Source organism: Amycolatopsis sp. GM8, assembly GCF_021653975.1.
Taxonomy (GTDB): domain Bacteria; phylum Actinomycetota; class Actinomycetes; order Mycobacteriales; family Pseudonocardiaceae; genus Amycolatopsis_E.
Genome location: NZ_JAJKFK010000010.1, coordinates 206,549 through 230,568 on the forward strand (window position 1 = coordinate 206,549; position 24,020 = coordinate 230,568).

25 protein-coding genes are annotated in these 24,020 nt (G+C 70.1%); 13 read left to right on the plus strand and 12 right to left on the minus strand.

All coding sequences use genetic code 11. The features are described from left to right. Position 1: 1 nt before the first annotated feature. The 5 genes from LOZ83_RS35405 (at position 2) to LOZ83_RS35425 (ending at position 4,909) form a co-directional block, all read left to right on the plus strand. On the plus strand, positions 2-928 hold the full coding sequence (locus LOZ83_RS35405) for a proline dehydrogenase family protein (protein ID WP_236796226.1): 927 nt from the start codon (positions 2-4) through the stop codon (positions 926-928). A 345-nt stretch (positions 929-1,273) separates the two neighbouring features. Next, entirely contained in the window at positions 1,274-2,659 is a 1,386-nt protein-coding gene (locus LOZ83_RS35410) for an OFA family MFS transporter (protein ID WP_236796227.1), read from the plus strand. A gap of 67 nt (positions 2,660-2,726) precedes the next feature. Next, positions 2,727-3,395 (plus strand): family 16 glycosylhydrolase, encoded by a 669-nt coding sequence (locus LOZ83_RS35415; protein ID WP_236796228.1) that lies wholly within the window; start codon positions 2,727-2,729, stop codon positions 3,393-3,395. A gap of 14 nt (positions 3,396-3,409) precedes the next feature. Beyond that, positions 3,410-3,646, plus strand: a complete 237-nt coding sequence (locus tag LOZ83_RS35420; RefSeq protein ID WP_236796229.1) for a KTSC domain-containing protein — start codon at positions 3,410-3,412, stop codon at positions 3,644-3,646. Between the two features lie 66 nt (positions 3,647-3,712). After that, positions 3,713-4,909 carry a CoA transferase gene (locus LOZ83_RS35425; protein WP_236796230.1) on the plus strand — a complete coding sequence of 399 codons (1,197 nt, stop codon included), beginning with the start codon at positions 3,713-3,715 and terminating at the stop codon, positions 4,907-4,909. 262 nt (positions 4,910-5,171) lie between these two features. Here LOZ83_RS35425 and LOZ83_RS35430 read toward each other — a convergent pair whose 3' ends face one another. Further along, entirely contained in the window at positions 5,172-6,065 is an 894-nt protein-coding gene (locus LOZ83_RS35430; protein ID WP_236796231.1) for a LysR family transcriptional regulator, read from the minus strand. 107 nt (positions 6,066-6,172) lie between these two features. Here LOZ83_RS35430 and LOZ83_RS35435 point away from each other — a divergent pair, with 107 nt between their 5' ends. Next, positions 6,173-7,033, plus strand: coding sequence for an aldo/keto reductase (locus LOZ83_RS35435; protein ID WP_236796232.1), 861 nt, complete (start codon positions 6,173-6,175; stop codon positions 7,031-7,033). A gap of 21 nt (positions 7,034-7,054) precedes the next feature. Here the strand turns inward: LOZ83_RS35435 and LOZ83_RS35440 are convergent, their stop codons facing one another. The 8 genes from LOZ83_RS35440 to LOZ83_RS35475 form a co-directional block, all read right to left on the minus strand. Then, a complete protein-coding gene (locus LOZ83_RS35440) occupies positions 7,055-7,942 on the minus strand; it encodes a winged helix-turn-helix domain-containing protein (RefSeq protein ID WP_236796233.1) in 888 nt (295 codons plus the stop codon). A gap of 74 nt (positions 7,943-8,016) precedes the next feature. Further along, positions 8,017-9,564, minus strand: coding sequence for a metallophosphoesterase family protein (locus LOZ83_RS35445; RefSeq protein WP_236796234.1), 1,548 nt, complete (start codon positions 9,562-9,564; stop codon positions 8,017-8,019). 123 nt (positions 9,565-9,687) lie between these two features. Continuing rightward, a complete protein-coding gene (locus LOZ83_RS35450; protein WP_236796235.1) occupies positions 9,688-11,112 on the minus strand; it encodes an FAD-dependent oxidoreductase in 1,425 nt (474 codons plus the stop codon). 4 nt (positions 11,113-11,116) lie between these two features. Further along, positions 11,117-12,019 (minus strand): diiron oxygenase, encoded by a 903-nt coding sequence (locus tag LOZ83_RS35455; RefSeq protein ID WP_236796236.1) that lies wholly within the window; start codon positions 12,017-12,019, stop codon positions 11,117-11,119. An 81-nt stretch (positions 12,020-12,100) separates the two neighbouring features. Further along, positions 12,101-12,316, minus strand: coding sequence for a helix-turn-helix transcriptional regulator (locus LOZ83_RS35460; RefSeq protein ID WP_236796237.1), 216 nt, complete (start codon positions 12,314-12,316; stop codon positions 12,101-12,103). Between the two features lie 167 nt (positions 12,317-12,483). After that, complete coding sequence (locus LOZ83_RS35465; RefSeq protein ID WP_236796238.1) at positions 12,484-13,092, minus strand: TetR/AcrR family transcriptional regulator; 609 nt, start codon at positions 13,090-13,092, stop codon at positions 12,484-12,486. Positions 13,093-13,119: 27 nt separating this feature from the next. Further along, on the minus strand, positions 13,120-14,208 hold the full coding sequence (locus LOZ83_RS35470; RefSeq protein WP_236796239.1) for a winged helix DNA-binding domain-containing protein: 1,089 nt from the start codon (positions 14,206-14,208) through the stop codon (positions 13,120-13,122). A 3-nt stretch (positions 14,209-14,211) separates the two neighbouring features. Then, positions 14,212-14,775, minus strand: a complete 564-nt coding sequence (locus LOZ83_RS35475; RefSeq protein WP_236796240.1) for a DinB family protein — start codon at positions 14,773-14,775, stop codon at positions 14,212-14,214. Positions 14,776-14,837: 62 nt separating this feature from the next. Between LOZ83_RS35475 and LOZ83_RS35480 the strand changes: the two genes are divergently transcribed. The 7 genes from LOZ83_RS35480 to LOZ83_RS35510 are packed head-to-tail and all read left to right on the plus strand — an operon-like array spanning position 14,838 to position 20,838. Continuing rightward, positions 14,838-15,776 (plus strand): YafY family protein, encoded by a 939-nt coding sequence (locus tag LOZ83_RS35480; protein ID WP_236796241.1) that lies wholly within the window; start codon positions 14,838-14,840, stop codon positions 15,774-15,776. A 37-nt stretch (positions 15,777-15,813) separates the two neighbouring features. After that, the gene (locus LOZ83_RS35485) at positions 15,814-16,602 is read left to right on the plus strand and encodes an SDR family oxidoreductase (RefSeq protein WP_236796242.1); all 789 of its coding nucleotides are present in this window, start codon (positions 15,814-15,816) and stop codon (positions 16,600-16,602) included. Further along, on the plus strand, positions 16,599-17,474 hold the full coding sequence (locus LOZ83_RS35490; RefSeq protein ID WP_236796243.1) for an SDR family oxidoreductase: 876 nt from the start codon (positions 16,599-16,601) through the stop codon (positions 17,472-17,474). Before LOZ83_RS35485 ends, LOZ83_RS35490 begins: the two co-directional genes overlap by 4 nt. Further along, positions 17,474-18,211: an enoyl-CoA hydratase family protein gene (locus LOZ83_RS35495; RefSeq protein WP_236796244.1), complete on the plus strand. Its 738-nt coding sequence runs from the start codon at positions 17,474-17,476 to the stop codon at positions 18,209-18,211. The genes LOZ83_RS35490 and LOZ83_RS35495 overlap by 1 nt, the downstream gene beginning before the upstream one ends. Beyond that, entirely contained in the window at positions 18,204-19,064 is an 861-nt protein-coding gene (locus tag LOZ83_RS35500; protein WP_236796245.1) for a CoA transferase subunit A, read from the plus strand. The genes LOZ83_RS35495 and LOZ83_RS35500 overlap by 8 nt, the downstream gene beginning before the upstream one ends. Further along, a complete protein-coding gene (locus LOZ83_RS35505; protein ID WP_236796246.1) occupies positions 19,061-19,783 on the plus strand; it encodes a CoA-transferase subunit beta in 723 nt (240 codons plus the stop codon). Before LOZ83_RS35500 ends, LOZ83_RS35505 begins: the two co-directional genes overlap by 4 nt. Before the next feature lie 2 nt (positions 19,784-19,785). Beyond that, complete coding sequence (locus LOZ83_RS35510; RefSeq protein ID WP_236796279.1) at positions 19,786-20,838, plus strand: nitronate monooxygenase family protein; 1,053 nt, start codon at positions 19,786-19,788, stop codon at positions 20,836-20,838. A 102-nt stretch (positions 20,839-20,940) separates the two neighbouring features. Here the strand turns inward: LOZ83_RS35510 and LOZ83_RS35515 are convergent, their stop codons facing one another. Genes LOZ83_RS35515 through LOZ83_RS35525 form a run of 3 tightly spaced genes read right to left on the minus strand, consistent with a single transcriptional unit; the run spans position 20,941 to position 24,017 of the window. Further along, entirely contained in the window at positions 20,941-22,092 is a 1,152-nt protein-coding gene (locus LOZ83_RS35515) for an acetyl-CoA C-acetyltransferase (RefSeq protein WP_236796247.1), read from the minus strand. Positions 22,093-22,101: 9 nt separating this feature from the next. Next, positions 22,102-22,872: an SDR family oxidoreductase gene (locus LOZ83_RS35520; protein WP_236796248.1), complete on the minus strand. Its 771-nt coding sequence runs from the start codon at positions 22,870-22,872 to the stop codon at positions 22,102-22,104. Further along, entirely contained in the window at positions 22,869-24,017 is a 1,149-nt protein-coding gene (locus LOZ83_RS35525; protein ID WP_236796249.1) for an acyl-CoA dehydrogenase family protein, read from the minus strand. Before LOZ83_RS35525 ends, LOZ83_RS35520 begins: the two co-directional genes overlap by 4 nt. Positions 24,018-24,020: the final 3 nt, after the last annotated feature.

Here is a 24,020-nt window from a genome sequence, read left to right on the forward strand (position 1 = left end):
CATGCTGCGTTCCGCGTTGATCGCCGCTTCCCGGTCGGCCACCTGCCGGTCCGTTGTCGAACGCGCGCGGATGATGCGCCCGATCGTCGACCGGTTCGTCGCGGGTGCGGGTGTGGACGATGCCGTGCGCGTCGCGCACGAGCTGGCGGTGGACAGGCTGATCTCGCTCGATCATCTGGGCGAGGACACCCTGGATCGCGCGCAGGCGGAGCGGACGGTGCTCGCCTATCTAGCACTGCTAGCGCGGCTCGACGCGGAGGGCCTCGGTGACCGGGCCGAGGTCTCGGTGAAGCTTTCCGCGCTGGGGCAGGCGTTGCCCGTGGACGGAGAGAAGATCGCGCTGGAGAACACGCGGCGCATCTGCGAGGCGGCGGCGTCGGCGGGCACGACTGTCACGGTGGACATGGAGGATCACACGACAACCGACTCGACGCTGTCGATCGTACGGTCGCTGCGGGCTGATTTTCCTTCCACCGGAACGGTGCTGCAGGCCTATCTCAAGCGAACCGAGGGCGACTGTGCTGATTTAGCCGGGCCGGGCTCGCGGATCCGGCTGTGCAAGGGCGCCTACGACGAGCCGGCGTCGGTGGCGTATCGCGACAAGTCCGAAGTGGACAGTTCGTATGCCCGCTGTCTCAAGGTTTTGATGGACGGCAAGGGCTACCCGATGGTCGCGACACACGACTCGCGCCTGATCGAGATCGCGGAGCGGCTCGCCGCGGAGGCGGGCCGGGCGGTGGACGAGTACGAGTTCCAGATGCTCTACGGCGTGCGGCCCCAGGAACAGCAGCAACTCGCCGGGCGTGGCTTACGGATGCGCGTGTATGTGCCGTATGGCACCGAGTGGTACTCGTACTTCATGCGCCGCCTCGGCGAACGCCCGGCGAATTTGGCCTTTTTCCTCCGCGCCCTCACTCGTCGCGGCTGAGGCGTCCGTCCTCAGGCCCCGGAAGACAGAACTCGCGCGCGAGCCCCACCTCCCTGCGCGAGTCGCCCGTTCCGCGGTGCGAGTTCCGCGTTCCTTGTGTGCATTCGCCTTCTGCGACGGGACCATCATCCACCAATAAATCAGACATTCAACGCAAACATCGCGACCGTCTGGACAGCGCCGGGCGAGGGGTGTACCCATGAAAGGCGACCACATACGGTATACAGCCTACAGTGTCCACAGTCGCAGTGCCGGTCGGCGCGCGGGGCGCACTGCTGCTGCCGGGGTGGGCGGAAAGGGAACCAGCAGCCAGGGAAGCCGGCTTCACTGTCGAAAGAGGCTCTCATGGAACCAAGCCCCGCAAGCTATTCCGAAATAACGGACGAGAACGGGCGAACATACCGCGTCGGTGAATCGCCGCACGACATTCTCGGCCGGTCCCGGGTGTGGATGATGTGGCTGCCCTGGGTGGCCATGTTCGCGGTGAGTTCCTTCGAATACGGCTGGGGGGCCGTGGAGGAAACCGTGGAACAGCAGTACGGCTGGACGCTGACCCAGGCGTTCTGGCTGGCCAGCATCTGGGCGGTCTTCCAGGCCGGGGTCGCGTTCCCGGCCGGGCGGCTGCGCGAAAAAGGGGTCTTCTCCGCGCGTACCGCCATGGTCACCGGCGCGGTCTGCTGCGGCATCGGGTATTTCACGCTCGCACACGTCGGGAATCTCGTCATCGCGTTCATCGGATATTCGGTGCTCGGCGGAATCGGCGCCGGATTGGTCTATGCCACCTGTATCAACATGGTCGGCAAGTGGTATCCGGAGAAGCGCGGTGCCCGCGTCGGCTTCGTCAACGGCGCCTTCGCGTACGGCACCGTGCCGCTCGTCTACATTTTTTCCTACGCCATGACCCCGCACAATTTCTCGCTGATCCTCGATATCGTCGGCGGCTACATGCTGATCGCGGTCCTGGTGTGCGGCCTGATGTTCCGCGACCCGCCGAAGAACTGGTGGCCCGCGCAGATCGACCCGCTGCGCTGGGCCGCGGGCGGTCGCACCGCGGCGATCCGCAGCCTCGTCAAGAACCCGCCCGCGGTCCGGCAGTTCTCGCCGATGGAAGCGATCCGCACCGGCATGCTGCCGCTGATGTGGTGCTGCATGGTGGTCATCGGCATGGTTTCGCTGTTCGGCATCAACTTCGAGGTGCCGTTCGCGAAGGAGAGCGGGTTCGGCCCGTTCGTCGTCGCGTCCTCCGCCGGGGTGCTCTCGATCGTCAACGGCACCGGGCGCGCGCTCGTCGGCTGGGTGTCCGACGCGATCGGCCGGCGGCAGACGCTGACGATCGTGCTGGTGATCGCCGCCGTCGCGCAGTTCGGCGTGCTGTACGCGGGGAACACCCACAACCTGTGGCTGTTCATGGTCGCCGCGTTCCTCACCGGGTTCGGCAGCGGCGCGTTCTACCCGCTGTTCGCCACGCTCGTGCCGGACTACTTCGGGGAGAACCACAACGCCACCAACTACGGAATCGTCTACAGCTCCAAACTCGTCGGCGGCATCGGCGGTGGCGGCGTCGCCGCTGCTGTCGTCGTGGTCTGGGGCTACACCGGGGCGTATCTGCTCGCGGGTGGGTGCGCGCTGCTCGCGGCACTGCTCAGCCTCTTCCTCCGTCAGCCGGGCAGGCGGAGCAGGCGCACCGAGGCCGTCGCCGAGGAGATCGGCGGCACCGCGGTCGCGGGCTGAGATCCGCCCCCGCCGGACGCTGCGTGCCTTCACCGGCGCGCGGCGTCCGGCGTGATCTACTCGGCGGGTGAAGGCGTGGCTGGTGGTCGTGCTGCTGGTGCTCGTCGCGGGCTGTTCGAGCGCGCCGGCGCCCGGCGAGTCCGAGGAGTTCGACGGTTCGTCGCTCGATTCCACGCACTGGACCGCCTATGACGGTTTCAACCGGGCCTCCGGGGAGACCTGGCGGGCGGCGCAGTGCACGGTGTCGGGCGGGGTGCTGAAGTTGCGCGCGGACAGCTCGGGCGTCTGCGGGGTCGCGTCGCTGACCCAGCGGACGTACGCGAAAGCCGAGGTACGCGCGCGTTTCAGCGTTCCGGCGGGGCAGGGGCTGGCGCCGGTTTTCCTGTACTGGCCCGAGAACGACGGCGATTGGCCGCAGGCGGGGGAGATCGACTGGCTCGAGTGCTATGACACGAGCCGGCAGTCGTTCGGGTCGTGGATCCACTACGCCGGGCTCTCCGGCGCCGACGACTCCGACAACGCCGGCGACTTCCGCGTCGACATGACCCAGTGGCACACCTACGGCATCGAGTGGAGCGCTTCCCAAGTGCAGGTTTCGGTCGACGGGCAGGTCTGGCACGTCTATACCGCGCACATTCCCCGCGGACCGATGCACCTGGCGTTCCAGATCGACCGGATCGGCGCGGTGACCGGGCCGGCCGAGGTGGAGATCGACTGGGTGCACGAGTCCGGCTGAGCGACACTGAGGGCATGGCGCACCGAAAGAAGCCCCGGATAGCCCGGTGGCCGGTGGCGTCCTCGGTGATCAGGGCGGTCGGCTACGACCCGGCCCGGCGCGCGCTCGACGTCGAGTTCCGCAGCGGCCAGGTGTACCGGTACGAGAACGTGGAAAGCGCGGTGTACAAGGAGTTCATGGCCGCGGAGAGCAAGGGCCGGTTCTTCAACCTGCACATCCAGTACGCGTACGAATTCGAGCGGCTCACCTGAAGGACATAGAACGTAGGACGTCCTACAACGGGCGAAGGTGTCGATGGTGGCGCAGAATCGTCCTTTGTGGCCGGCTGGAGACCTGAAACGGGTGGTCCGCTCGACGGGCTGCGGGTCGCGGTGTGCGGATCGGGCCCGGCGGTCTGGCACGCCGGGCGGCTGCTCGCCGCGCTCGGTGCGGTCGTCGACCCCGGCGAGGACGGCGCGTGGCGCGAGGCCGACGGGGTCATCGACGCCGCCGGCACGCTGCCCGCGACCGCGGAGGTGCCCGCGGTGCGGACCGTGGACACCACGGCGCTGGAGGACTGGGCGGCGTCGGGCGCGATGATGCTCACCGGCCGCCGGGGAGGTCCGCCCCTGCGGTGTCCGGGGCAGCCGGCGAGCGTGGCGTGGGGTGCGCTGCTCGCGACGGAACTGCTGGCGCGGCTCGGCGGCCGGGAGGCGGTGCTGCCGGGCCCGCGGGTGCTCTCCGAACGCGCGGCCATCGCGGGTTTCCGCCGGGACGCACCGCGCTCCGCGGATGGCACCTACCAGGCCGGGCTGGTGCGGTGCGTCATGGGCGAACCCGGCCCGCCGTTCGTCCTCAATGGACTCGCCCGGCGCGCGGTGCCGGGCGATCATCCGTTGTGGACAGAGCGGAAGCGTTGGCGGCTACCGGAAATGCTGGTCGCCGACCTGTCCTCGGGCTGGGCGGGACCGCTCTGCGGGCACCTGCTGACCCGGCTCGGTGCCCGCGTGCTCAAGATCGAGGACCCCGCCCGGCCGGACGTCGCGCGCTCGGGCCCGCGCGAATTCTTCGATCTCCTGCACAGTGGTCAGGAGTCGGTCGCGCTCGATCCGGCGGGCGCCGCGCGGCTGGTCGAGGCCGCGGACGTGGTGATCGACGACGGCCTGCTCGAACCGCTGGAGGATGCCAAGGACAAGTGCTGGCTGCGTATCACTGGCGGTTCCGGCGACGAGGACGCGGCGGCCGCGGGGCTCGTCGCCTACGACGTGGCCGCCGGGGTGGCCGCACCGTGCGGGGATGCGATCGCCGCCCCGCTGACCGGGGTCAGCGCGGCGCTGGCCGCGACCGCGTGCCGGCTCGGCGGCGGGTGGTGGTTCGCGGAATTCACGCTGCGCGCCCAGGCGTCCGCCGTGCTCACTGGTTCCCTCGGGGACGGCCCGAACCCGGAGCCGGCCCCGCCGGTGGCGCGCCGCCCGGCCGGACGGGCGCGCGAGTTGGGCGCCGACACGGGGCGTGTGCTCGACGAACTGGGCTGAACCCGCTGCCGCAGCTGGACGAGCTGGGCTGAACCGGCTGCAACAGCTCGGCGAGCCGAGTTGACCGCTGTCGCAGTTCGGCGACTTGGGTTGCACCCGCTGCCGCAGCTGGACGAGCTGGGCTGAACCGGCTGCAACAGCTCGACGAACTGAGTTGACCGCTGTCGCAGCTCGACGACGTGGGCTGACCCGCTGCCGCATCTCGGCGAACTGAGTTAACCGCTGTCGCAGTTCGGCGAACTGGGCTGACCGCTGCCACAGCTCAGCGAGCCGCTCCGGCCAATCCGCCTTTCGCCCTGGTCACCTCGCGCAGCAATGCGGCGGCCGCGGCGCTCGCCGGGGAACGGCGGACGCTCACCGTCTCCCACTGCGGCGGCCGTCCGTCGATGCCCAGGAACCGCACCTGGTCGGTCTTGACCGAGAACGACTGCGGCACCAGCGCCACCCCCAGCCCGCACGCGACGAGGTCGAGCAGCGAGTGCACATCGGTGACCTCCAACGCGACCCGGCGGTGCACCCCCGCCGCGGCCAGCACCTCGTCGGCGAGATCACGCGTGCCCCACCCGGCGGAGAAGTCGACGAATCGCTCATCTCCCAGCAGGGACAAGGAAATCCGGTTCTCCGCGGCCAGCGGATGCCCGGGCGCGCAGGCGAGCACGAGCGGTTCCGCGGCCAGTGCCTCGGCGGTGAGCCCGTCGGGCACCCGGGCGGTGCCCGACACGAACGCGACATCGAGCTGTCCATTTCGGACTTGCTCGACGAGGTCGCCGGAACGGCCGTGGCACAGCCGGAGTTCCAGTCCCGGATGCGCGCTCAGGAACGCGGCGAGCACCTTCGGCAGATGCACGACGTGCAGGCACTGCAGCGAGCCGACCGCGAGATTGCCGCGCAGCAGGCCCTGTACGGCGGACACGGCCTCGCGCGCGGCGTCGGTCGCCGAGAGTGCCCGCCGCGCCTCGGCGAGGAACGCGTGTCCCGCGGTGGTCAGCTCGACCTGGCGGGTGTTGCGCAGGAACAGCGACGCGCCCAGTTCCCGCTCCAATGCCCGGATCGAGGCGGACAGTCCGGATTGCGCGACCCGCATCCGCTGCGCGGCACGAGTGAAATGGCTCTCCTCCGCCACCGCGACGAAGTACTGGAGCTGCCGGAGTTCCACGATTCATCACCCAGACTGCTCGAACTGATCAGAATCTTCTGTTGGACAGCTTAATCGGGTTCGGGGAGGGTTGCTGGTGTAGTCCCGGATGACCAAAGGGGAACACCATGCGTACTCGCCGTCTCGGCGATGTCGAGGTCAGCGCCATCGGGCTCGGTGGAATGCCGATGTCCATCGAGGGCAGGCCCGACGAGGAGCGTTCGGTCGCGACCATCCACGCCGCGCTCGACGCCGGCATCACGTTCATCGACACGGCCGACGCCTATCACTTGCGCGCGAACGACGTCGGGCACAACGAGACGTTGATCGCCCGGGCGCTCGCCAGTTACGGCGGCGACACGTCGCGCGTGCTCGTCGCGACGAAGGGCGGGCACCTGCGCCCCGGCGACGGTTCGTGGACCGTCAACGGTTCGCCGGAGTATCTCAAGCAGGCGTGTGACGCGTCGCTCAAGCGGCTCGGCGTCGACGCGATCGGCCTCTACCAGTTCCACCGGCCCGACCCGCGGGTGCCTTACGCCGACTCGATCGGCGCGATCCGGGATCTGCTCGACGCCGGGAAGATCCGGTTCGCGGGCATCTCGAACGCGACCGTGTCCCAGATCCGCGACGCGAACGGCATCCTCGCCGGCCGCCTGGCGAGCGTGCAGAACCAGTTCTCGCCCGCGTTCCGCTCCAGTGAGTCCGAATTGGACTTCTGCGCCCAGCGCGAGATCACGTTCCTGCCGTGGAGCCCGCTCGGCGGCATCGCGAAGGCGGGTGCGCTGGGTTCCCGGTTCGCCGCGTTCGCCGAGGTCGGCCGTGAGCACGGGGTCAGCGCGCAGCAGGTGTGCCTCGCCTGGGAGCTGGCGAAGGCGCCGGTCGTCATCCCGATCCCGGGCGCCAGCCGCCCGGAGACGATCCGCGACTCCGCCGCGGCCGTCGAGCTGGCCCTCTCGCCCGAGGAGCTCGCCCGCCTCGACGCCGCCTGACTGTCCTGAGTGGACTCGGGCTCAGTCGAGGGCGGGCGGTGGGAAGGCGTAGAAGCGCACCGCCACCTCCCGCACGCCTGGTGCGGGGTGGCGGCGCAGCTGGCAGTACTGGGCGAGCAGCTCCCGGTACTCGGCCTCGAACGCGCGCAGGTCCGCCTCGGTGAGCCGGGCGGCGGCGCGAGATGCCTTGCCCCACGGGCCGAACTCGCCACGGTGCTCGGCAGCCCAGGCCAGGAGCTTCAGCTCGCGCTCGTACTTCGCATCGAGGTACTGGGCCATCCGTGTGCGATGGGGCTCGGCGATCTCCTCCAGCCTGGGCTCCAGCACGCTCTGCGGGAGCGCGCTCCAGCGGCCGTCCCGGCCTTCCCTGGCGTAGCCGTCCGCGGCGAGCACTCGCAGGGTGGTCGCGATTTCGCTTGCCGGGAGCCCGGTTTCCCCGGCCAAGTTGTCCACTGTGGATGGAAGAGCGGCAAGGATTCGCCGCGCCGACGGGTCGTGGTAAATCTCGATGTCGCGGACCGTCAGCGGCCGGTCCGGGAGCCGGTCGGCGAGGAGCCGCCGCGCCGCGAGGAGCAGCAGCACGGCGGTCGGCACCTCGGCGCCCGCCGCGAGCGCGACGCTGGTCCAGCGGTCGGATGATGTCCAGTCCAGTACGACGTCGAACCACGCGTCGCAGCACAGCAGCGCCGCTGTCGCCGCCAGCAACGGAACCGCCGCCCGGCGTCGCCGCAGCCCGAGCCAGGCCGCGCCGGCGAAACAGCACAGCAGCGCGATGTCGAACCCCACCCACGCGGTGCGCCACCGTCCGGTGTCGTACCGGTCGGGGAGCGTATGGGCGAGATAGACGATCCACGGCGCGAGGCACACCGCCGCCGCGCCGAGGAACACCAGCAGCATCCGTCGGGTCACGAACTCGACGCTAGAGACCGCGACGCGCGGCGGCATCCGGGATTTTCCCTACCCCGGCCGGCCGTTGCCGGGTTTCAGCCGTCCGAGCGGCGGCGCCGCAACGTGAACTTCTCGAACACCGACAATTCCCCCGACGGCTTGTTCACGTTGTAGTACGTCACGTACATCGACGTCACGTCACCGGGGTGCCGGCCAGGGTCGACGGTGAACGCGGCGAAGCCGTAAGGGTGCTCCTCGTCGCGCACGGCGCTCCAGACGGCCTGTTCGCGGACGTAGGTGGACACCCGCTTGCCGGTGCCCGGGTCCGCCGTCGCCGATACCGCTGTGATGACCTTTCCGGTGCCATCCTTGAAGAAGCTCTGGTTCGTCGTGCCGGAAACCCCGCCCCCGCCGAGCACCATGTGCACCGTGCCGTGCGTGGAGTCGATGACATCCGTCCGCGACGAGACCGGGTTCGGCGTCAGCGTCTCGCTGCCGGACACCACCCCGCGCACCGCGAGTGAACGCTCGTAGTCGTGTTCGTGCCCGCACAGCACGAGATCCACGCTGTACCGGTCGAACAGCGGCCCGTACTTCTCGCGCAGCCCCAGGTCCGCGCCGTTCGCGTCCGAACTCGACACCATCACCTGGTGCATCGCGACGACGACCCAGTCGATGTCCCGCGACGACCGCGCCGCGCGCAGTTCCCGCTCCAGCCACGCCAGCTGGCGGCCGCCCGAGTAACCGTTGATGTAGACGTCCCCGCCGTCCTGCAGGCAGTTGTCGTCGTTCTGCAGCACGATCACCCGCACCGAACCGGCGGTGAACGAGTACCACAGGCCGGCCAGCTCGGGGTCGGTTTCGGTGGAGGGCAAGGCGAAGTACGCCTGGTACGCGGACAGCCCGATCGGCCCGTTGGAGCGCTCGATCTCGTGGTTGCCGGCGGCCGGCATCCACGGCCGGAACCGCGCCGAACGCGTGTTGTTGGTGAAGAAGTTGTTCCACGTGCGGACCCGGTCGACGTCCAGGTTCGCGTAGCACAGGTCGCCGTTGAGCAGGTGGAACAGCGGCGCGACCGTTTCGATCCCGGTGACGATGTCCTTCGTGGCGGGCGTGGAGTTCGCGTCGAGCCCGACGGTGCCGTTGGCCGCCCAGGTGACCTGCGGGGCGGACTGGTCGCCGAAGCTGGTGAACGTCAGCGGCGCGCGGCCGGCGGGCGCGGTGCGGAAGGTGCCCGCGTCGGGTGTCGCCCCGTCGTGCTGCACCGCGTAGATGTAGTCGGTGCCCGGGCGAAGCCGGTCCAGTTCCGCGTGGTGGATCCACACCGTGCGGCCGGACTTTCCGTCCACATAGGTCCGGGTGTCGGCCTGAACCGTTGAGCCGAAACCACCTTCGAGGGTGCCGTACACGACGCGCGGGCGGCGGACCGAGCTCTCGGTGATCCACGAGGTGACCATCTGGCGCGACGGGTCGCTGCCGAACGTCAGGTGCAGGCCCTGCACCGGGGTCGCCCCGGAACCGGTCGTCGGCGCCACCCCCGCGGCGCTCGCGACGTTCAACCCGAGCAGCGGCCCGGCCGCGGCTCCGGTCCCGGCGGCGCCGAGCAGTCCGAGTGCGTTGCGGCGGCTGACAGTGTGCGACATTAGGGCCTCCTCGGGGTCGAAGAGAACCTAAATCCGATCAGCGACGCGACGGTGAACGGGCTCTTTCGCGTGTATGAAGCATTTTTGTTGCTGCATAAGGGAAAAATGGGACAATTGGGCTAATTAATGATTGAGCCGCCCCGCGATGGCGTCCTCAAGGAGGCTGCTCACCGTCTCCCGGGCGCACGTTCGGTTGGCGCCGATGCCGCCGGAGGGGCCGCGCTTGATCCAGCCGACGACGTACGTCCCGGGGCGCACGCGCCCGCCGGTGTGGGGGATCGTGCCGCTGTCCTCGTCGAAAGGCAGGCCCGGCAAGGGAGTTCCGCGCTGGCCGACGGCCGACACGACCTGGCCCGCCGTGATCTCGTCGCCACTGGCCGTGCGCACGCCGCGAACCTGGGTGTCGCCGAGGATTGCGGCCGGGGCGGAGTGGAAGCGCAGCACGATGCGCCGGCGGCCGTCCGGCGGCGGCGCCGACCAGCCGACCGGCTCGGTGGGCACACCCCGCAGCAGACCGGCTTTGCCGGTGCCCTCCGCGATGGCGGCCAGAACCTCCGCATCATGGGCGTCGACGACCAGGTCCCGCTCGCGCAGCGCCAGCAACTCCGGGCCCGTGTACGCCGCGGTTTCCGGCCCGCGCCGGGCGAGCAGCACGACCTCCCGCACCTTGCTCGATTCCAGTCGTGCCAACGCTTCCGGCGCGATCGACGTGCCGCGCAGCGTGGCCGGGTCGGCGGTGAGGATCCGGGCGACGTCCAACGCGACGTTGCCGGTGCCGACCACGACGACCCGCTCGGCCGACAGGTCGATCGTGTCCGCCGCGACGTCCGGATGCCCGTTGTACCAGGCGACGAGCGCGGTCGCGGCGACGCTGCCGGGCAGTTCCTCACCGGGAATGCCGAGCGGCCGCGCCGATGACGCCCCGACGGCGTAGATCACCGCGTCGTGCCGCGCGGCCAGCTGCTCGACGGTGAAGTCACTGCCGACCTCCACGCCCAGCCGCATCCGGAGCCGCGGATGGCTGTGGAACCGCGCGAACGTCTCGCCGATCTTCTTGGTGGACGCGTGATCCGGCGCGACCCCGTACCGCACGAGGCCGCCCGCGACCGGCAGCCGGTCGATCAGCGTGACGCGGGAATTGGTGTGCAGCAACAGATCCTCGACGGCGTACATCCCGGCCGGCCCGGTTCCGACCACCGCGACGTCGAGCGGCGCGAAGTCGCTCGGGATGGTCCGGGTGAACACCGGCGGGCCCCACGGGTGAAAGTTCGGCGACGGGTCGGGCGCGGGCTCCCGCCCGGCGTAGTAGCTCGCGTTGATCTCCGAATAGCCCGCGAGGGAAGCGGTCAAGGCGTCCACCGGGAAGATCGCGTCGACCGGGCAGGCATCGGCGCAGGCGCCACAGTCGATGCAGGCCCGCGGGTCGACGTAGAGCATGTCGGTGCTGCCGAAGTCCGGCTCGCCGGGCGCCGGATGGATGCAGTTGACCGGGCACACCGAGACGCACGACGCGTCGGCGCAACAGGTCTGGGTGATCGCGTAAGCCATGGCGTTACAGGAGATTCGCGCGCTGATAGACCCACGCCGACGCCTTCGTGAGCAGGCCGGCGGAGCCGAGGAACTCCATCAGGCCGGCGCAGCTCGAGCGCAGCATCGACTTGTGGTGCTCGTTCGCCCGGGCCTCGCGGACGGCGCGGCGCGGGTCGAGACCGGCATTGGCATAGACCTTTTCGCTCACCATGCTGGTCACGATGCAGTACGAGGCGATCGCCACGACGAGGCTGTTGATCTGCCTGCGCAGCCAGCCTGCGCCGCGCAGCCGCGCCCGGGTCTCCTCCCGGGCGAACTTCATGTGCCGGGACTCCTCGACCACGTGGATGTTGTTGATGGTGCGGACGAACGGCGCCACCCGCTCGTCGCGCATCCAGTCCCGCTGCATGACGTCGAGGACCTCTTCGGCGACCAGGATCGCGGCATACGCGGCCTCGCCGGAGGCGAAACTCTTGTGCGCGCGCCCGAGTTCGACCACCAGGCGGCGCGGGCGGTATGCGGGCGCGCCCAGCTTGGCGGCGCCACGGGCGAACATGATCGAGTGCCGGCACTCGTCGGCGATCTCGGTCAGCGCCCACTGGAACGCGGGATCGGTCGGGTCCTTCGCGTAGAAGTCCCGGAGCATCAGCTGCTGCAGGATCATCTCGAACCAGATCCCGGTGCTCGCGACGGACGCCGCTTCCTGCCGGGTGAGCTCGCGCCGCTGCGCGGGGGTCAGCTCCGCCCAGTACGGGGTGCCGTAGAGGGTGCTCCACTCCGGGCTCGCCCCGTGGTGGGTCTCGTCGAGCGGGGTCTGCCAGTCGACCTCGCGGACGGGGTCGTAGGACAAGGTCTCCGACGAGTCCAGCAGCCGGCGTGCGACTGACTGGCGGCCGGGCTCGTGGCGTGTCTCGGCGCTGGTCATGCGGCTCTCCCTGCCGACGGTTCCTGTTACCCTGATTTACAGTTACCAAAGGTAACATGAAGTCGGCGGGTCGCCAACAGGTCACGAGCCCAGGCGTCGTTCGGCGGCACGGAAGACTGATTCGATCCGGACGTCGAGTGCCGCGCACAGGGTGACCAGGGTTTCCACCTTGATCGCGCGGTGGCCGCTTTCGTAGCTGGAAATAGACGACGGTGCGACGAGGCCCGTGGTGCGCTCGCTCAGTTCCGCCCTCGTCCATCCTTGCCGGACTCGCGCCTCACGCAGAATATTTCCCACAGCTGCGGCAAAAGAGGCGGGTCTCGGCGGATGGGTGTCCCTGGGGTCCATGCCGACTCGACGTCGCGGCCCCAGGCCCATGACGCGACATCCCGCGACGCACTTTTCGGCACTGCGGCAGGGAAATTGCGGAAGTCGGCGCCGCGGCGGCCACCGACTTCGATCCGTCAGGCCGTGGCCCGCAGCAGGGTGAGAGACGTGTCCAGCGCCGCTTCCAGATGGGTGATCCGGCCGGTGGACATCAGGATGCTCACCCCGCCCTGCACGGCGGCCAGGATCGCCGCCGCGGTGCGGTCGGGGTCGAGCCGCCGGTCGATGTCGCCGGATTCCTGCATGTGCCGGATCCCGGTGCGCAGGGCTGCCTGCCACTGCTCCAGCAGACGCGCGGTGAGGGCCTGCGCGGCGGGGGTGGTGCGGCCCAGTTCGGTGATCAGGATCCCGAGCGGGCAGTTGATGCCCTGCTTGCGATAGCGCGCGACGACCGCGTCCCGCCAGCCGGTCCACGCCTGCCACGTGGTCAGGTTGCTCAGATGCGGTTCCTGGTCCTCCAGGACGAGATCGGCCTGCCGCTCGGCGACGGCGAGCAGGAGTTCCTCCTTACCACCGGGAAAATAGTGGAAGATCTGGCTCTTGCTCGTCGACGTGCGGGCGCACACCTGGTCCAGCGTGGTCGCGGCGGCCCCGTGCTCGCGGATCTCCGCCGCCGCGCCCTCGATGATGCGGCGCCGGGTCGCGGCTCCCTTGGCGGTCAGCTTGGATACTCGGACGGCGACCATGAGCCCTCCATTTCTGGACCAGAGGGTCTAGTTTACCAGCCGCGCGCGGTCGCTTTCCTTCTCCGACAGGAACAACGCCAGTTCCCGTGCCTCCTTCGTGACGGCGGTGCGTTCGGCCCGGGTGAACCGGCGCAGCGGGGTGACGAGAACCGTGTCGTCGTCGACGGTCCAGGTCGCCGCGACCCGGCCGTCGACCAGTGTCACGCGCTCCCCGGCGACCGAGAGGCCGCGGTGGGCGTCGTCGATGATCCGGCGGCGGTCGTGGTAGCCGAGGATCGCGTTGTCGAACGCCGGCAGGAACCGTACCGGGGCAGGGGTTTCGAGATCGGGACGCGGCGCGCCGGGCAGGTCGATCAGCTCGCGGCCACGTTCGTCGCGGAAGGCGACCAGTTCGCCGCGGATCGACTTCACCGCGACGGGCAGTCCGGCGAGGCCGCACCACGCGCGCAGGTCGGCCGTGGCCGCGGGACCGAAGGCGGCCAGATACCGCCGCACCAGTTCCTGGCCAACGGAATCCGAACCGTCCACAATAGACTCGATCTCGCGGCCCAGCCAGGACGACAGCAAGACATTGCGCACGCCTGCCTTGGTACGCCACAACCCGCGCGGCGGCAGCTGCGCCACCGGCACGAGCGCGGCGATCAGCGCTTCGCCCAGCGCCCGCGGTCCCGGCGCGGGCCAGCGTTCGGCGAGCGCCCGCCCGAGTTCCATCATCGATCGCGGTTCGTCGTCGGCCAGCATCGCGCGCCCCGCCGCCGCGAGCTCGTCGAGGTCGATCCCGTCGAGCTCGCGGCGGTAGTTCCCGAGCACCCGCCGGCGCAGCATCGCGTCGTGCCGGGCCCGCCAGGCCAGGGCGTCCCCGGCGGTGAGCAGGTGCACGGTGCGGCGCATGAGATGGGTTCGCACCACGCGCCGTCCGGTCAGCAGGCCCGACAGCTCCGCCGGGTCGAACGCGCGCAGCCGTGACCAGAGCCCGGCGAACGGTTCCTGCGGCTCCTGCGCCTGCAGGCCGCAGAGATGCGCGACCGCGTCGAGCACCGGGATGCCGGCGCGGTCGAGCAGCAACTGCCGCGCGAGCGTCGCGCGGTTGAGCGCCCGATCGCCGAGAACGGTCATGTGTCAGGTCGACTTCTGGCCATCGAGGGTCTCACGCAGGATGTCCGCGTGGCCGGCATGCTGCGCGGTCTCGGCGACGACGTGCATCAGCACCCGGCGCACGCTGTGCGTCCCGCCCGGCTCGTGCCAGGGCGCCTCCGGCAGCGGTTGCGTCGCCGACAGGTCGGGGACGGTGGCGATGATCTCCTCGGTGCGTGCGGCGACTTGTTCGTACCGCGCGAGAATCCCGGCCAGCGTCTCGCCGGGCAGCATCCGGAAGTCGTTCTCGCGGTCGATCATCCACTGCGGGAACTCGCGTACGGTGCCGGCGGCGAAATCGGCCCAGGTGACGCCGTCGGGCAGGTCGTAGCGCATCGCCGACGGGCCGTCGAGCACGAAGCGCAGCCACGTTTCCTCGGTGGACGCGACGTGTTTGATCAGCCCGCCCAGGCACAGCGCGCTGATGGTGGGGGACTCGCCGGCCTGCTCGTCGGTGAGGCCACGCGTGGTGGCGATCAGGGCGGCGCGCGCGTCGGCGAGGGAGGCGAGCAGTTCGGCCCGCTCGGTGTCGAGAGTGGTTTCTGGCATGGCACGAGCCTCGCAGAGGAAGAGGACAGGTTGTGGCCTCTTCTTCGGGCAAAATCAGCGCCATGCCGAAAACGTCAGCACGACTGCTGTCGCTGCTCTCGCTGTTGCAGGCGCGCCGGGACTGGCCGGGGGCGCTGCTGGCCGAGCGGCTGGAGGTCAGCCCGCGTACCGTCCGCCGCGACGTCGACCGCCTGCGCGAGCTCGGCTACCCGATCATGACCGTGAAAGGTCCCGATGGGGGCTACCGGCTCGGCGCGGGCGCGGAACTGCCGCCGCTTCTGTTCGACGACGAGCAGGCCGTCGCCCTCGCCGTGGCGCTGCAGACGGTCGCGACCACCGGCGCCGGCATCGAGGAAGCCGCGGCCCGCGCGCTGAACACGGTCCGGCAGGTCATGCCCACGCGGCTGCGGCATCGTGTCGACGCTTTCCGGATCACCGCCGTGGAACGGCGGAATCCGCGGGTCGATCCGCAAGTGCTCGTGACGCTCGGCGCCGCCGTGCACGCCCGCGAAGTGCTGCGGTTCGACTATGGCGGCGCGTTCCCGCCGCGCCGGGTGGAGCCACATCACCTCGTGACCTGGGGCGGGCGCTGGTACCTCGTCGCCTGGGACCTCGCCCGCGAGGACTGGCGCACGTTCCGCGCCGACCGGATCGCCCCGCGCACCCCGGGCGGGCCGCGTTTCAGCCCGCGCGAACTGCCCGGCGGGGACGTGGTCACGTTCGTCGCCGGGCGGTTCCAGGGCTCGGACGGCTCGGGCTGGCCCTGCCGCGGCGAGGTGATCCTCGACCTGCCCGCGGCCGCCGTGTCCGATTACGTCCGCGACGGCATCGTCGAAGAGCTCGGCCCGGACCGCTGCCGGCTCGTCCTCGGCGCCTGGTCGTGGCCCGGGCTGGCCGCGACCATCGGCCGGTTCGACGCCGACATCGAGGTCGTCGGCCCGGTCGAGCTGAGGGAGGCGTTCGGGTTGCTGGCCCGCCGCTACGCCCGCGCCGCGGGATGACCTTGTCCAAATCGAGAACGTGTTCTACTTTTTGAGGGTGGAACGGACCGAGCTGGAGCTGACCGGTGCGGTGGTGCTGGTGACCGGCGGCGCGCGCGGCGTCGGGCGCGGGATCGCCCGCGTGTTCCTGGCGCACGGCGCGACCGTGGTGATCTGCGCCCGCCACGAGCCGCCCGAACCCGTGACCGGGGAAGGCCGCGAAGCGCGCTTCCTGCCGTGCGACGTGCGGGACCAAGAACAGGTTGCAGCGCTCGTCGAGCGGATCACCACCGACCACGGCCGGCTCGACGTCCTCGTCAACAACGCCGGCGGCTCCCCCTACGCGCCCGCGGCGACCGCGTCCCCGCGGTTCCACGACAAGATCGTCCAGCTGAACCTGCTGGCCCCGCTGCTGGTCGCCCAGCACGCCAACGACGTGATGCAGCGGCAGGACACCGGCGGCTCGATCGTGATGGTGTCGAGCGTCAGCGCGACCCACCCCTCACCCGGCACCGCGGCCTACGGCGCGGCGAAGGCCGGTCTGGACAACCTCGCGGCGACGCTCGCCGTCGAGTGGGCGCCGAAGGTCCGGGTCAACGCGCTCGACGTGGGCATGGTGCGCACCGAGCAGGCGCACCTGCACTACGGCAGCGAGGCCGCGGTCGAGGCGGTCGGCAAGACCGTGCCGCTGGGCCGCCTCGCCGAGCCGGAAGAGGTCGGCGCGTGTGCCGCGTTCCTCGCGTCGGGCCTGGCTTCCTACGTCAGCGGGGCGCGCCTGCTGGTGCACGGCGGCGGCGAGATGCCGGCGTTCCACTCCGCGACCGACGTCAACCAGGAGGGTCAGTGAGTCTGTGCCAGGACAGGGTCGTCATCGTCACCGGTGCGGGGCGGGGGATCGGGCGCGCGCACGCGCTGGCGTTCGCCGCCGAGGGAGCGCTGGTGGTGGTGAACGACGTGGACGATTCCGCGACGGGCGTGGTCGCGGAGATCGAGGCGCTCGGCGGCATGGCGGTGGCGAACACCGATGACGTGGCGGACTTCGACGGCGCCCGCGACCTGGTCGGCACCGCGCTGGAGCGATTCGGCCGGCTGGACGTGCTGGTCAACAACGCCGGGTTCGTACGGGACCGGATGCTGGTCAACCTCGCCGAGCACGAGTGGGACGCGGTCATCCGGGTGCACCTCAAGGGACACTTCGCGCCGCTGCGGCACGCGGCGGCGCACTGGCGGGAAGAAGCCAAGGCAGGGCGGAAACCCCGGGCGCGGGTGATCAACACCAGTTCCGGCGCGGGGCTGCTGGGCAGTGTCGGGCAGGGCAACTATTCGGCCGCGAAGGCCGGGATCGCGGGCCTCACCGTCGTCGCGGCCGCGGAGCTGGCGCGCTACGGCGTGACGGTCAACGCGATCGCGCCGTCCGCCCGCACCCGGATGACCGAGCAGGCGTTCGCGGACACCATGGCCCGGCCCGAATCGGGCTTCGACGCGATGGCGCCGGAGAACGTCTCACCGCTGGTGGTGTGGCTCGGCAGCGAGGAATCCGGCGACGTCACGGGCCGGGTGTTCGAGGTCGAAGGCGGGAAGGTGTCGGTCGCACAGGCGTGGCGCCACGGACCCGCCGCCGACAAGGGCGCGCGCTGGCAGCCCGCCGAACTCGGGCCGGTGGTGGCGAAGCTGCTCGACCAAGCGCCGGCACCCGAACCTGTCTATGGAGCGAGCTGATGGGCATCAACACCAAACGCGACGGGCACGTCGAGATCATCACCGTCGACTATCCACCGGTGAACGCGGTACCGGTCCAGGGCTGGTTCGACCTCGCCGCCGCGATCAACCAGGCCGGCGAGGACCAGGACGTGCACGTGGTCGTCCTGCGGGCCGAAGGGCGCGGGTTCAACGCGGGCGTGGACATCAAGGAAATCCAGCGTGGTCAGGGATACGACGCGCTGGTCGGCGCGAACCGGGGCTGCTACGCGGCCTTCGGTGCGGTGTACGAGTGCGCGGTGCCGGTTGTCGTTGCGGTGCAAGGGTTCTGCCTCGGCGGCGGGATCGGCCTTGTCGGCAACGCGGATGTGGTGATCGCCTCGGACGACGCCACGTTCGGCGTCCCCGAGGTGGAACGCGGCGCGCTGGGCGCGGCGACCCACCTCGCCCGGCTGGTGCCGCAGCACCTGATGCGGACGCTGTACTTCACCGCGCGCCGGATCACCGCCGCCGAGCTGCACACCCACGGTTCGGTGTACCAGGTCGTGCCGCGCGGCGAACTGGACGAAGCCGCGCTCGCGGTCGCCAGGGACATCGCGGCCAAGGATCCGCGGGTGATCCGCGCCGCGAAGGAAGCCCTCAATGGCATCGACACCCAGCAGGTCCACCGGAGTTACCGGTTCGAACAGGGATTCACCTTCGAACTCAACCTACTGGGCGCGGCGGACGAAGCGCGTGAGGAGTTTCTCGGTGGCTGACAAGCGAATGACGGCGGACGACGTGGCGGCCGAACTGGCCGACGGGATGACCGTCGGGATCGGCGGCTGGGGGTCACGGCGCAAGCCGATGGCGCTCGTGCGCGCGATCCTGCGCAGCCCGGTCAAGGACCTCACCGTGGTGTCCTACGGCGGGCCGGACGTCGGGCTGCTGTGCGCGGCGGGCAAGGTGCGGCGCGTGGTGTTCGGGTTCGTCACGCTCGACTCGATCCCGTTCGACCCGTGGTTCTCCCGCGCCCGCGAGTCGGGCGCGATCGAGGTGACCGAGTACGACGAGGGCATGTTCGGCGCCGCGCTGTCGGCGGCCGCGCAGCGGTTGCCGTTCTTGCCGACCCGGGCTGGTCTCGGTTCGGACGTCACCCGGCTCAACCTGGGGCTGCGCACGGTCCGCTCGCCCTACGCCGATGGGGAGGAGTTGCTCGCGGTCCCGGCGCAGGAACTGGACGTCGCGCTGGTGCACCTGAACCGCGCCGACGCACAGGGCAACGCGCAGTACCTCGGTCCGGATCCGTACTTCGACGACGTGTTCTGCCTTGCGGCGAAACGAAGTTTCGTGTCGGTGGAGAAGGTGGTGGACACTGTGGACCTGACGGCGGCGGCCCCGGTGCAGTCGCTGTTGCTCGACCGCGGTTCGGTCGACGGCGTGGTGGAAACGCCGCGTGGTGCGCATTTCACCACCGCCGTCCCGGATTACGGGCGTGACGAACGGTTCCAGCGGCATTACGCGAACTGCGCGAAGGATCTGGATTCCTGGCCCGGTTTCGTGGACCGGTTCCTCTCCGGTGACGAGCGCGCCTATCTGTCCGAAGTGGACAAGTTTGGAGCGGCGGCGTGAACGTGACACGAGCCGAGGTCGCGGTCGTCGCGGTGGCCGAGCTGTTCCGTGGCGACGGCGAGATCGTGGCCAGCCCGATGGGCCTGATCCCGCAGCTGGGCGCGAAACTCGCCCGGCTGACGTTCGAGCCCGGCCTGCTGATGTCGGACGGCGAGGCCTGTCTCGTCACGACCGAGGGCGCCATCGAGGGCTGGCAACCGTTCCGGAAGATGCTGGACACCGTCGTCCCGCACGGACGGCGGCATGTCGTGATGGGCGCCAACCAGGTCGACCGGTTCGGCAACCAGAACATCTCCGCTATCGGCGACCACGCCCGGCCGGCCAAGCAACTGCTCGGAGTGCGCGGCGCGCCGGGCAACACCGTCAACCACCGGACCAGTTACTGGGTGCCGCGCCACAGCAAACGGGTGTTCGTGGAGAATGTGGATATCGTATCCGGTGTCGGTTACGACAACGCCGCGAAGGCAGGCCAGCGTTTCCACGATGTGCACCGCGTGGTCACGAACCTCGGCGTGTTCGACTTCGCGACGCCCGATCACTCGATGCGTGCCGTGTCGCTGCATCCGGGCGTGACCGCCGACGTCGTCCGCGCGGCGACGTCGTTCGCACTCGATCTCACCGAGGCCGGAACCACGCGCGAGCCCACTGCGGAGGAACTGCTGTTCATCCGCGAGGTGCTCGATCCAGAGGCCTTCCGGGAGCGAGAAGTGCCGTCATGACACTGGAAACGGCGCTGACCCGGCTCGTCGGGATCCGGCATCCTGTGGTGCAGACGGGAATGGGCTGGGTCGCGGGGCCCCGCCTCGTGTCGGCGACCGCCGAAGCCGGTGGTCTCGGCATCCTGGCTTCGGCCACGATGACCTACGACGAGCTGGCGTCCGCCGTCGCGGAAGTCAAGCGCCGCACGGGAAACCCGTTCGGAGTGAACCTGCGCGCCGACGCCGCCGACGCCGGGCAACGGGTCGATCTGCTCATCCGTGAGGGCGTGAAGGTCGCGTCGTTCGCGCTCGCGCCGCGCAAGGAGATGATCGCGAAGCTCGCCGATCACGGGATCGTGGTGATCCCGTCGATCGGCGCCGCGCGGCATGCGGAGAAAGTCGCGTCCTGGGGCGCGCACGCGGTGATCGTGCAGGGCGGCGAGGGCGGCGGGCACACCGGGGGAGTCGCGACGACGCTGCTGCTGCCGTCCGTGCTGGATGCCGTGGACATCCCGGTGGTCGCGGCGGGCGGGTTCTTCGACGGGCGCGGGCTGGCGGCCGCGCTGGCCTACGGGGCGGCCGGGGTCGCGATGGGCACGCGTTTCCTGCTGAGCAAGGAAAGTACCGTGCCCGACGAGGTCAAGCGGAGCTATCTGCGGCAGGGGCTGACCGCGACCGTCGTGACCCGCCGCGTCGATGGGCTCCCGCATCGCGTGCTGCGCACGGAACTCGTCGAGCGGCTGGAGAACTCGGGTAACCTGCGGGCAATCGCCGGCGCGGTCCGGAATGCCGTGCGGTTCCGGCAGATCACCGGGTTGTCGCTCGCCGCGATGGTCCGTGAGGGACTGGCGATGAAGCACGGCAACGACCTGACCTGGAGCCAGCTGATCATGGCGGCCAACACGCCGATGTTGCTGCGGGCGGGCCTGGTCGACGGCCGGACCGATGCGGGTGTGCTCGCCTCGGGCCAGGTCGTCGGCATGATCGACGACCTGCCCCCGGTCGCGGAAATCGTCGAAGGCACGGTCACCGAGGCCACGAAGATCATGCGCGGCCTCGGCGTGATGGCCGGCTAGGTTCTTTTTCGAAGCGGCGGAGCCGCTTGCCGTGGGCAAGCAGCTCGCGCCGCCTCAGGTTCCGCCACCCGCACCGCCACGCAAGCCACTTTCCAACACTCCCTAGAGCCGTTCGATGATGGTGACGTTGGCGGTGCCACCGCCCTCGCACATGGTCTGCAGGCCGTAGCGGCCGCCGCGGCGTTCGAGTTCGTGTAGCAGGGTGGCGAGCAGTTTCGTGCCCGTCGCGCCGATCGGGTGGCCCAGTGCGATCGCGCCGCCGTTGACGTTGACGCGTGCGGGATCCGCGCCGGTCTCGTCGAGCCAGGCCAGCACGACACTGGCGAACGCCTCGTTCACCTCAAACAGGTCGATGTCCTCAATGGACAGTCCGGTCCTGCGCAGTGCCTGGGCGGTCGCGGGAATCGGGCCGGTGAGCATCCACACCGGGTCCGCGGCCCGCACGGACAGGTGGTGGATCCGGGCGCGCGGGATGAGATCGTACTGGCGGACAAAGGTTTCCGACGCGACCAGCGCCGCGCTGGCGCCGTCCGAAATCTGACTGGCCACGGCCGCGGTCAGCGGTGAACCCTCGCTCAGCGGTTTCAGGCCCGCCATGCGCTCCAGGCTGGTATCCCGCCGCGGCCCCTCGTCGCGGCGGAATTCCTCCACCGCCACGATTTCCGCGTCGAAGCGGCCCTCGTCCTGCGCGGCGATCGCGCGCCGGTGGCTGTGGTAGGCGTATTCCTCCATCACCTCCCGGGTGATACCCCAGTGTTCGGCGATCATTTCGGCACTGCGGAACTGGGAGACCTCCGCGCTGCCGTAACGTTGTTGCCAGCCCTTGGAACCCGAGAACGGATCGTCGAACCCGAACTCGCGGCCGGCCAGCATTGCGGCGCTGATCGGGATCTGGCTCATGTTCTGCACACCACCCGCGAGCACCAGGTCCGCCGTGCCCGACAACACGGCCTGCGCCGCGAAATGCACCGCCTGCTGCGACGAACCGCACTGGCGGTCCACGGTCACGCCCGGCACGTGATCGGGCTGCCCCGCCGCGAGCCAAGCCGTGCGGGCGATGTTCCCGGACTGCGAACCGAGCGTGTCGGTGCAGCCGAAGATCACGTCGTCGACCAGCGCCGGATCCACCCCGGTGCGCTCGAGCACGGCGTTGATCACATGCGCGCCGAGATCGGCGGAGTGCACACCGCTGAGCGCACCACCCCGGCGGCCGATCGGGGTGCGCAGCGCGTCGAGCAGAAAGGCTTCTGACACAAGGAACTCCTAAGGATGCTGGCTGGAGACGGAGACGACTTCACCGGTGAGGTAAGAGGAATAGTCGCTGGCCAGGAAGACCATCACGTTCGCCACTTCCCACGGCTGCGCCGCGCGCCCGAACGCCTCGCGCTGTTCGAGTTCCCGCAGCAGTTCGTCGCTGGTGACCTTCGCCAGGAACGGGTGCATGGCGAGGCTCGGCGCCACCGCGTTGATCCGGATTCCGTGTTCGGCGGCGTCGAGCGCCGAACAGCGGGTGAGCGCCATGACACCGGCTTTCGCAGCGGCGTAGTGCGCTTGTCCCGCCTGGGCGCGCCAGCCGATGACCGACGCGTTGTTCACGATCGCGCCACCGCCGCCCTGGGCGACGAACTGCCGCAGCGCCGCGCGGGTGCAGCGGAAGGTGCCGTTCAGCGTGATGTCCAGGACCCGCGACCACTCCTCGTCGGTCATGTCGAGCACCGACTTCGTGCCGCCCAGCCCGGCGTTGTTGATCATCACGTCGATCCGGCCGAACTGCCCGGCCGCGTCCCTGACCAGGCCCTGGACCTGGTCGTCGTCGGTGACGTCGCAGACGATCGCGTGCACCTTGCCGAGCGCCGCCAGTTCGTCGGCCTTCTCGCGCAGGCGCCGTTCGTGCCAGTCGCTGATCACGACGCTCGCGCCTTCTTCGAGACACCGCTTGGCGACGGCCGAGCCGATGCCGGTACCGGCCGCCGCCGTGATCACGACGACCTTGCCCGCGAGCAGGTCATGACCGGGCGGATAGGCGGGGATCATCGGCGCTCCTCTCTCGGTAGGCCGAGCACGCGCTCGGCGATGATGGTGCGCTCGATTTCGTCCGAGCCGCCGTAGATGGTGTCGGCGCGGGTGAACAGGAACAGCCGCTGCCATTCGTCGAGTTCCCCGTCGTACACCAGGGAACGGGCGCCGCGGGCCCGCATGGCGAGTTCACCCAGACCGCGATGCCACCCCGCCCACATGAGTTTCCCGGCCGCCACTTCCGGGCCCGGCTCCTGATCGAGCGTCCGCAGCGCGTGCGCGCGCAGGACCCGCAACCCGATCCGTGCCCGGGTCAGATCGGCGCGTAACACCGGATCGTCGTAGGTGCCGGTCCGCTTCGCCTCGGCGACGATGCCGTCCAGTTCGCGCCGGAACCCGATCTGCTGGGCCAGCGTGGACACGCCGCGTTCGAACCCGAGGGTCGCCATCGCGACCCGCCACCCGTCGCCCGGTTCGCCGACGACGAGATCGGCGGCGGTGCGGGCGCGGTCGAAGAACACCTCGTTGAACTCCGACGTGCCGGTGAGCTGCTGGATCGGGCGGATCGTCACGCCGTCCTGGCACAGCGGCACGAGCAGGTACGACAGCCCGTGGTGGCGCTTCGAACCCTTCTCCGTCCTGGCCACCACGAAACACCAGTCGGCGACGTGGGCGAGCGAGGTCCAGATCTTCTGCCCGGTGACGACCCATTCGTCGCCTTCGCGTTCGGCGGTCGTCGACACCGCGGCGAGGTCCGAACCCGCGCCCGGCTCCGAATAGCCCTGGCACCACAGTTCCTCGACGGCCACGATCTTCGGGAGGAACCGGGCCTGCTGCGCGCGCGTGCCGAACGCGATCAGTGTCGGCCCCAGCAGTTGCTCGCCCAGGTGGTTCACCCGTGCCGGGGCGCCGGAGGCGGCGTACTCCTCGTGGAACGCGACCTGCTCGTGCAGGGAAAGCCCGCGCCCGCCGAACTCCCGGGGCCACCCGACGCACGTCCAGCCCGCCGCGGCCATCCGGCGTTCCCAGGCCAGCCGCAGGTCGAAGGCCTCGTGCTCGCGCCCGGGCCCGCCCAGCCCGCGCAGGCCGGCGAACTCGCCGGTCAGGTTGTCCGCCAGCCAGTCCGCGACCTCGCGCCGGAGCCTTGCCGTTCTCTCTCGCATCAG

What these genes read in the sequence shown, in the direction of transcription:
- LOZ83_RS35405 (WP_236796226.1), top strand. Translation starts at nt 2, where the DNA reads ATGCTGCGTTCCGCGTTGATCGCCGCTTCCCGGTCGGCCACCTGCCGG.
- LOZ83_RS35410 (WP_236796227.1), top strand. Translation starts at nt 1,274, where the DNA reads ATGGAACCAAGCCCCGCAAGCTATTCCGAAATAACGGACGAGAACGGG.
- LOZ83_RS35420 (WP_236796229.1), top strand. Translation starts at nt 3,410, where the DNA reads ATGGCGCACCGAAAGAAGCCCCGGATAGCCCGGTGGCCGGTGGCGTCC.
- LOZ83_RS35435 (WP_236796232.1), top strand. Translation starts at nt 6,173, where the DNA reads ATGCGTACTCGCCGTCTCGGCGATGTCGAGGTCAGCGCCATCGGGCTC.
- LOZ83_RS35445 (WP_236796234.1), bottom strand. Translation starts at nt 9,564, where the DNA reads ATGTCGCACACTGTCAGCCGCCGCAACGCACTCGGACTGCTCGGCGCC.
- LOZ83_RS35450 (WP_236796235.1), bottom strand. Translation starts at nt 11,112, where the DNA reads ATGGCTTACGCGATCACCCAGACCTGTTGCGCCGACGCGTCGTGCGTC.
- LOZ83_RS35455 (WP_236796236.1), bottom strand. Translation starts at nt 12,019, where the DNA reads ATGACCAGCGCCGAGACACGCCACGAGCCCGGCCGCCAGTCAGTCGCA.
- LOZ83_RS35465 (WP_236796238.1), bottom strand. Translation starts at nt 13,092, where the DNA reads ATGGTCGCCGTCCGAGTATCCAAGCTGACCGCCAAGGGAGCCGCGACC.
- LOZ83_RS35470 (WP_236796239.1), bottom strand. Translation starts at nt 14,208, where the DNA reads ATGACCGTTCTCGGCGATCGGGCGCTCAACCGCGCGACGCTCGCGCGG.
- LOZ83_RS35475 (WP_236796240.1), bottom strand. Translation starts at nt 14,775, where the DNA reads ATGCCAGAAACCACTCTCGACACCGAGCGGGCCGAACTGCTCGCCTCC.
- LOZ83_RS35480 (WP_236796241.1), top strand. Translation starts at nt 14,838, where the DNA reads ATGCCGAAAACGTCAGCACGACTGCTGTCGCTGCTCTCGCTGTTGCAG.
- LOZ83_RS35495 (WP_236796244.1), top strand. Translation starts at nt 17,474, where the DNA reads ATGGGCATCAACACCAAACGCGACGGGCACGTCGAGATCATCACCGTC.
- LOZ83_RS35520 (WP_236796248.1), bottom strand. Translation starts at nt 22,872, where the DNA reads ATGATCCCCGCCTATCCGCCCGGTCATGACCTGCTCGCGGGCAAGGTC.
- LOZ83_RS35525 (WP_236796249.1), bottom strand. Translation starts at nt 24,017, where the DNA reads ATGCGAGAGAGAACGGCAAGGCTCCGGCGCGAGGTCGCGGACTGGCTG.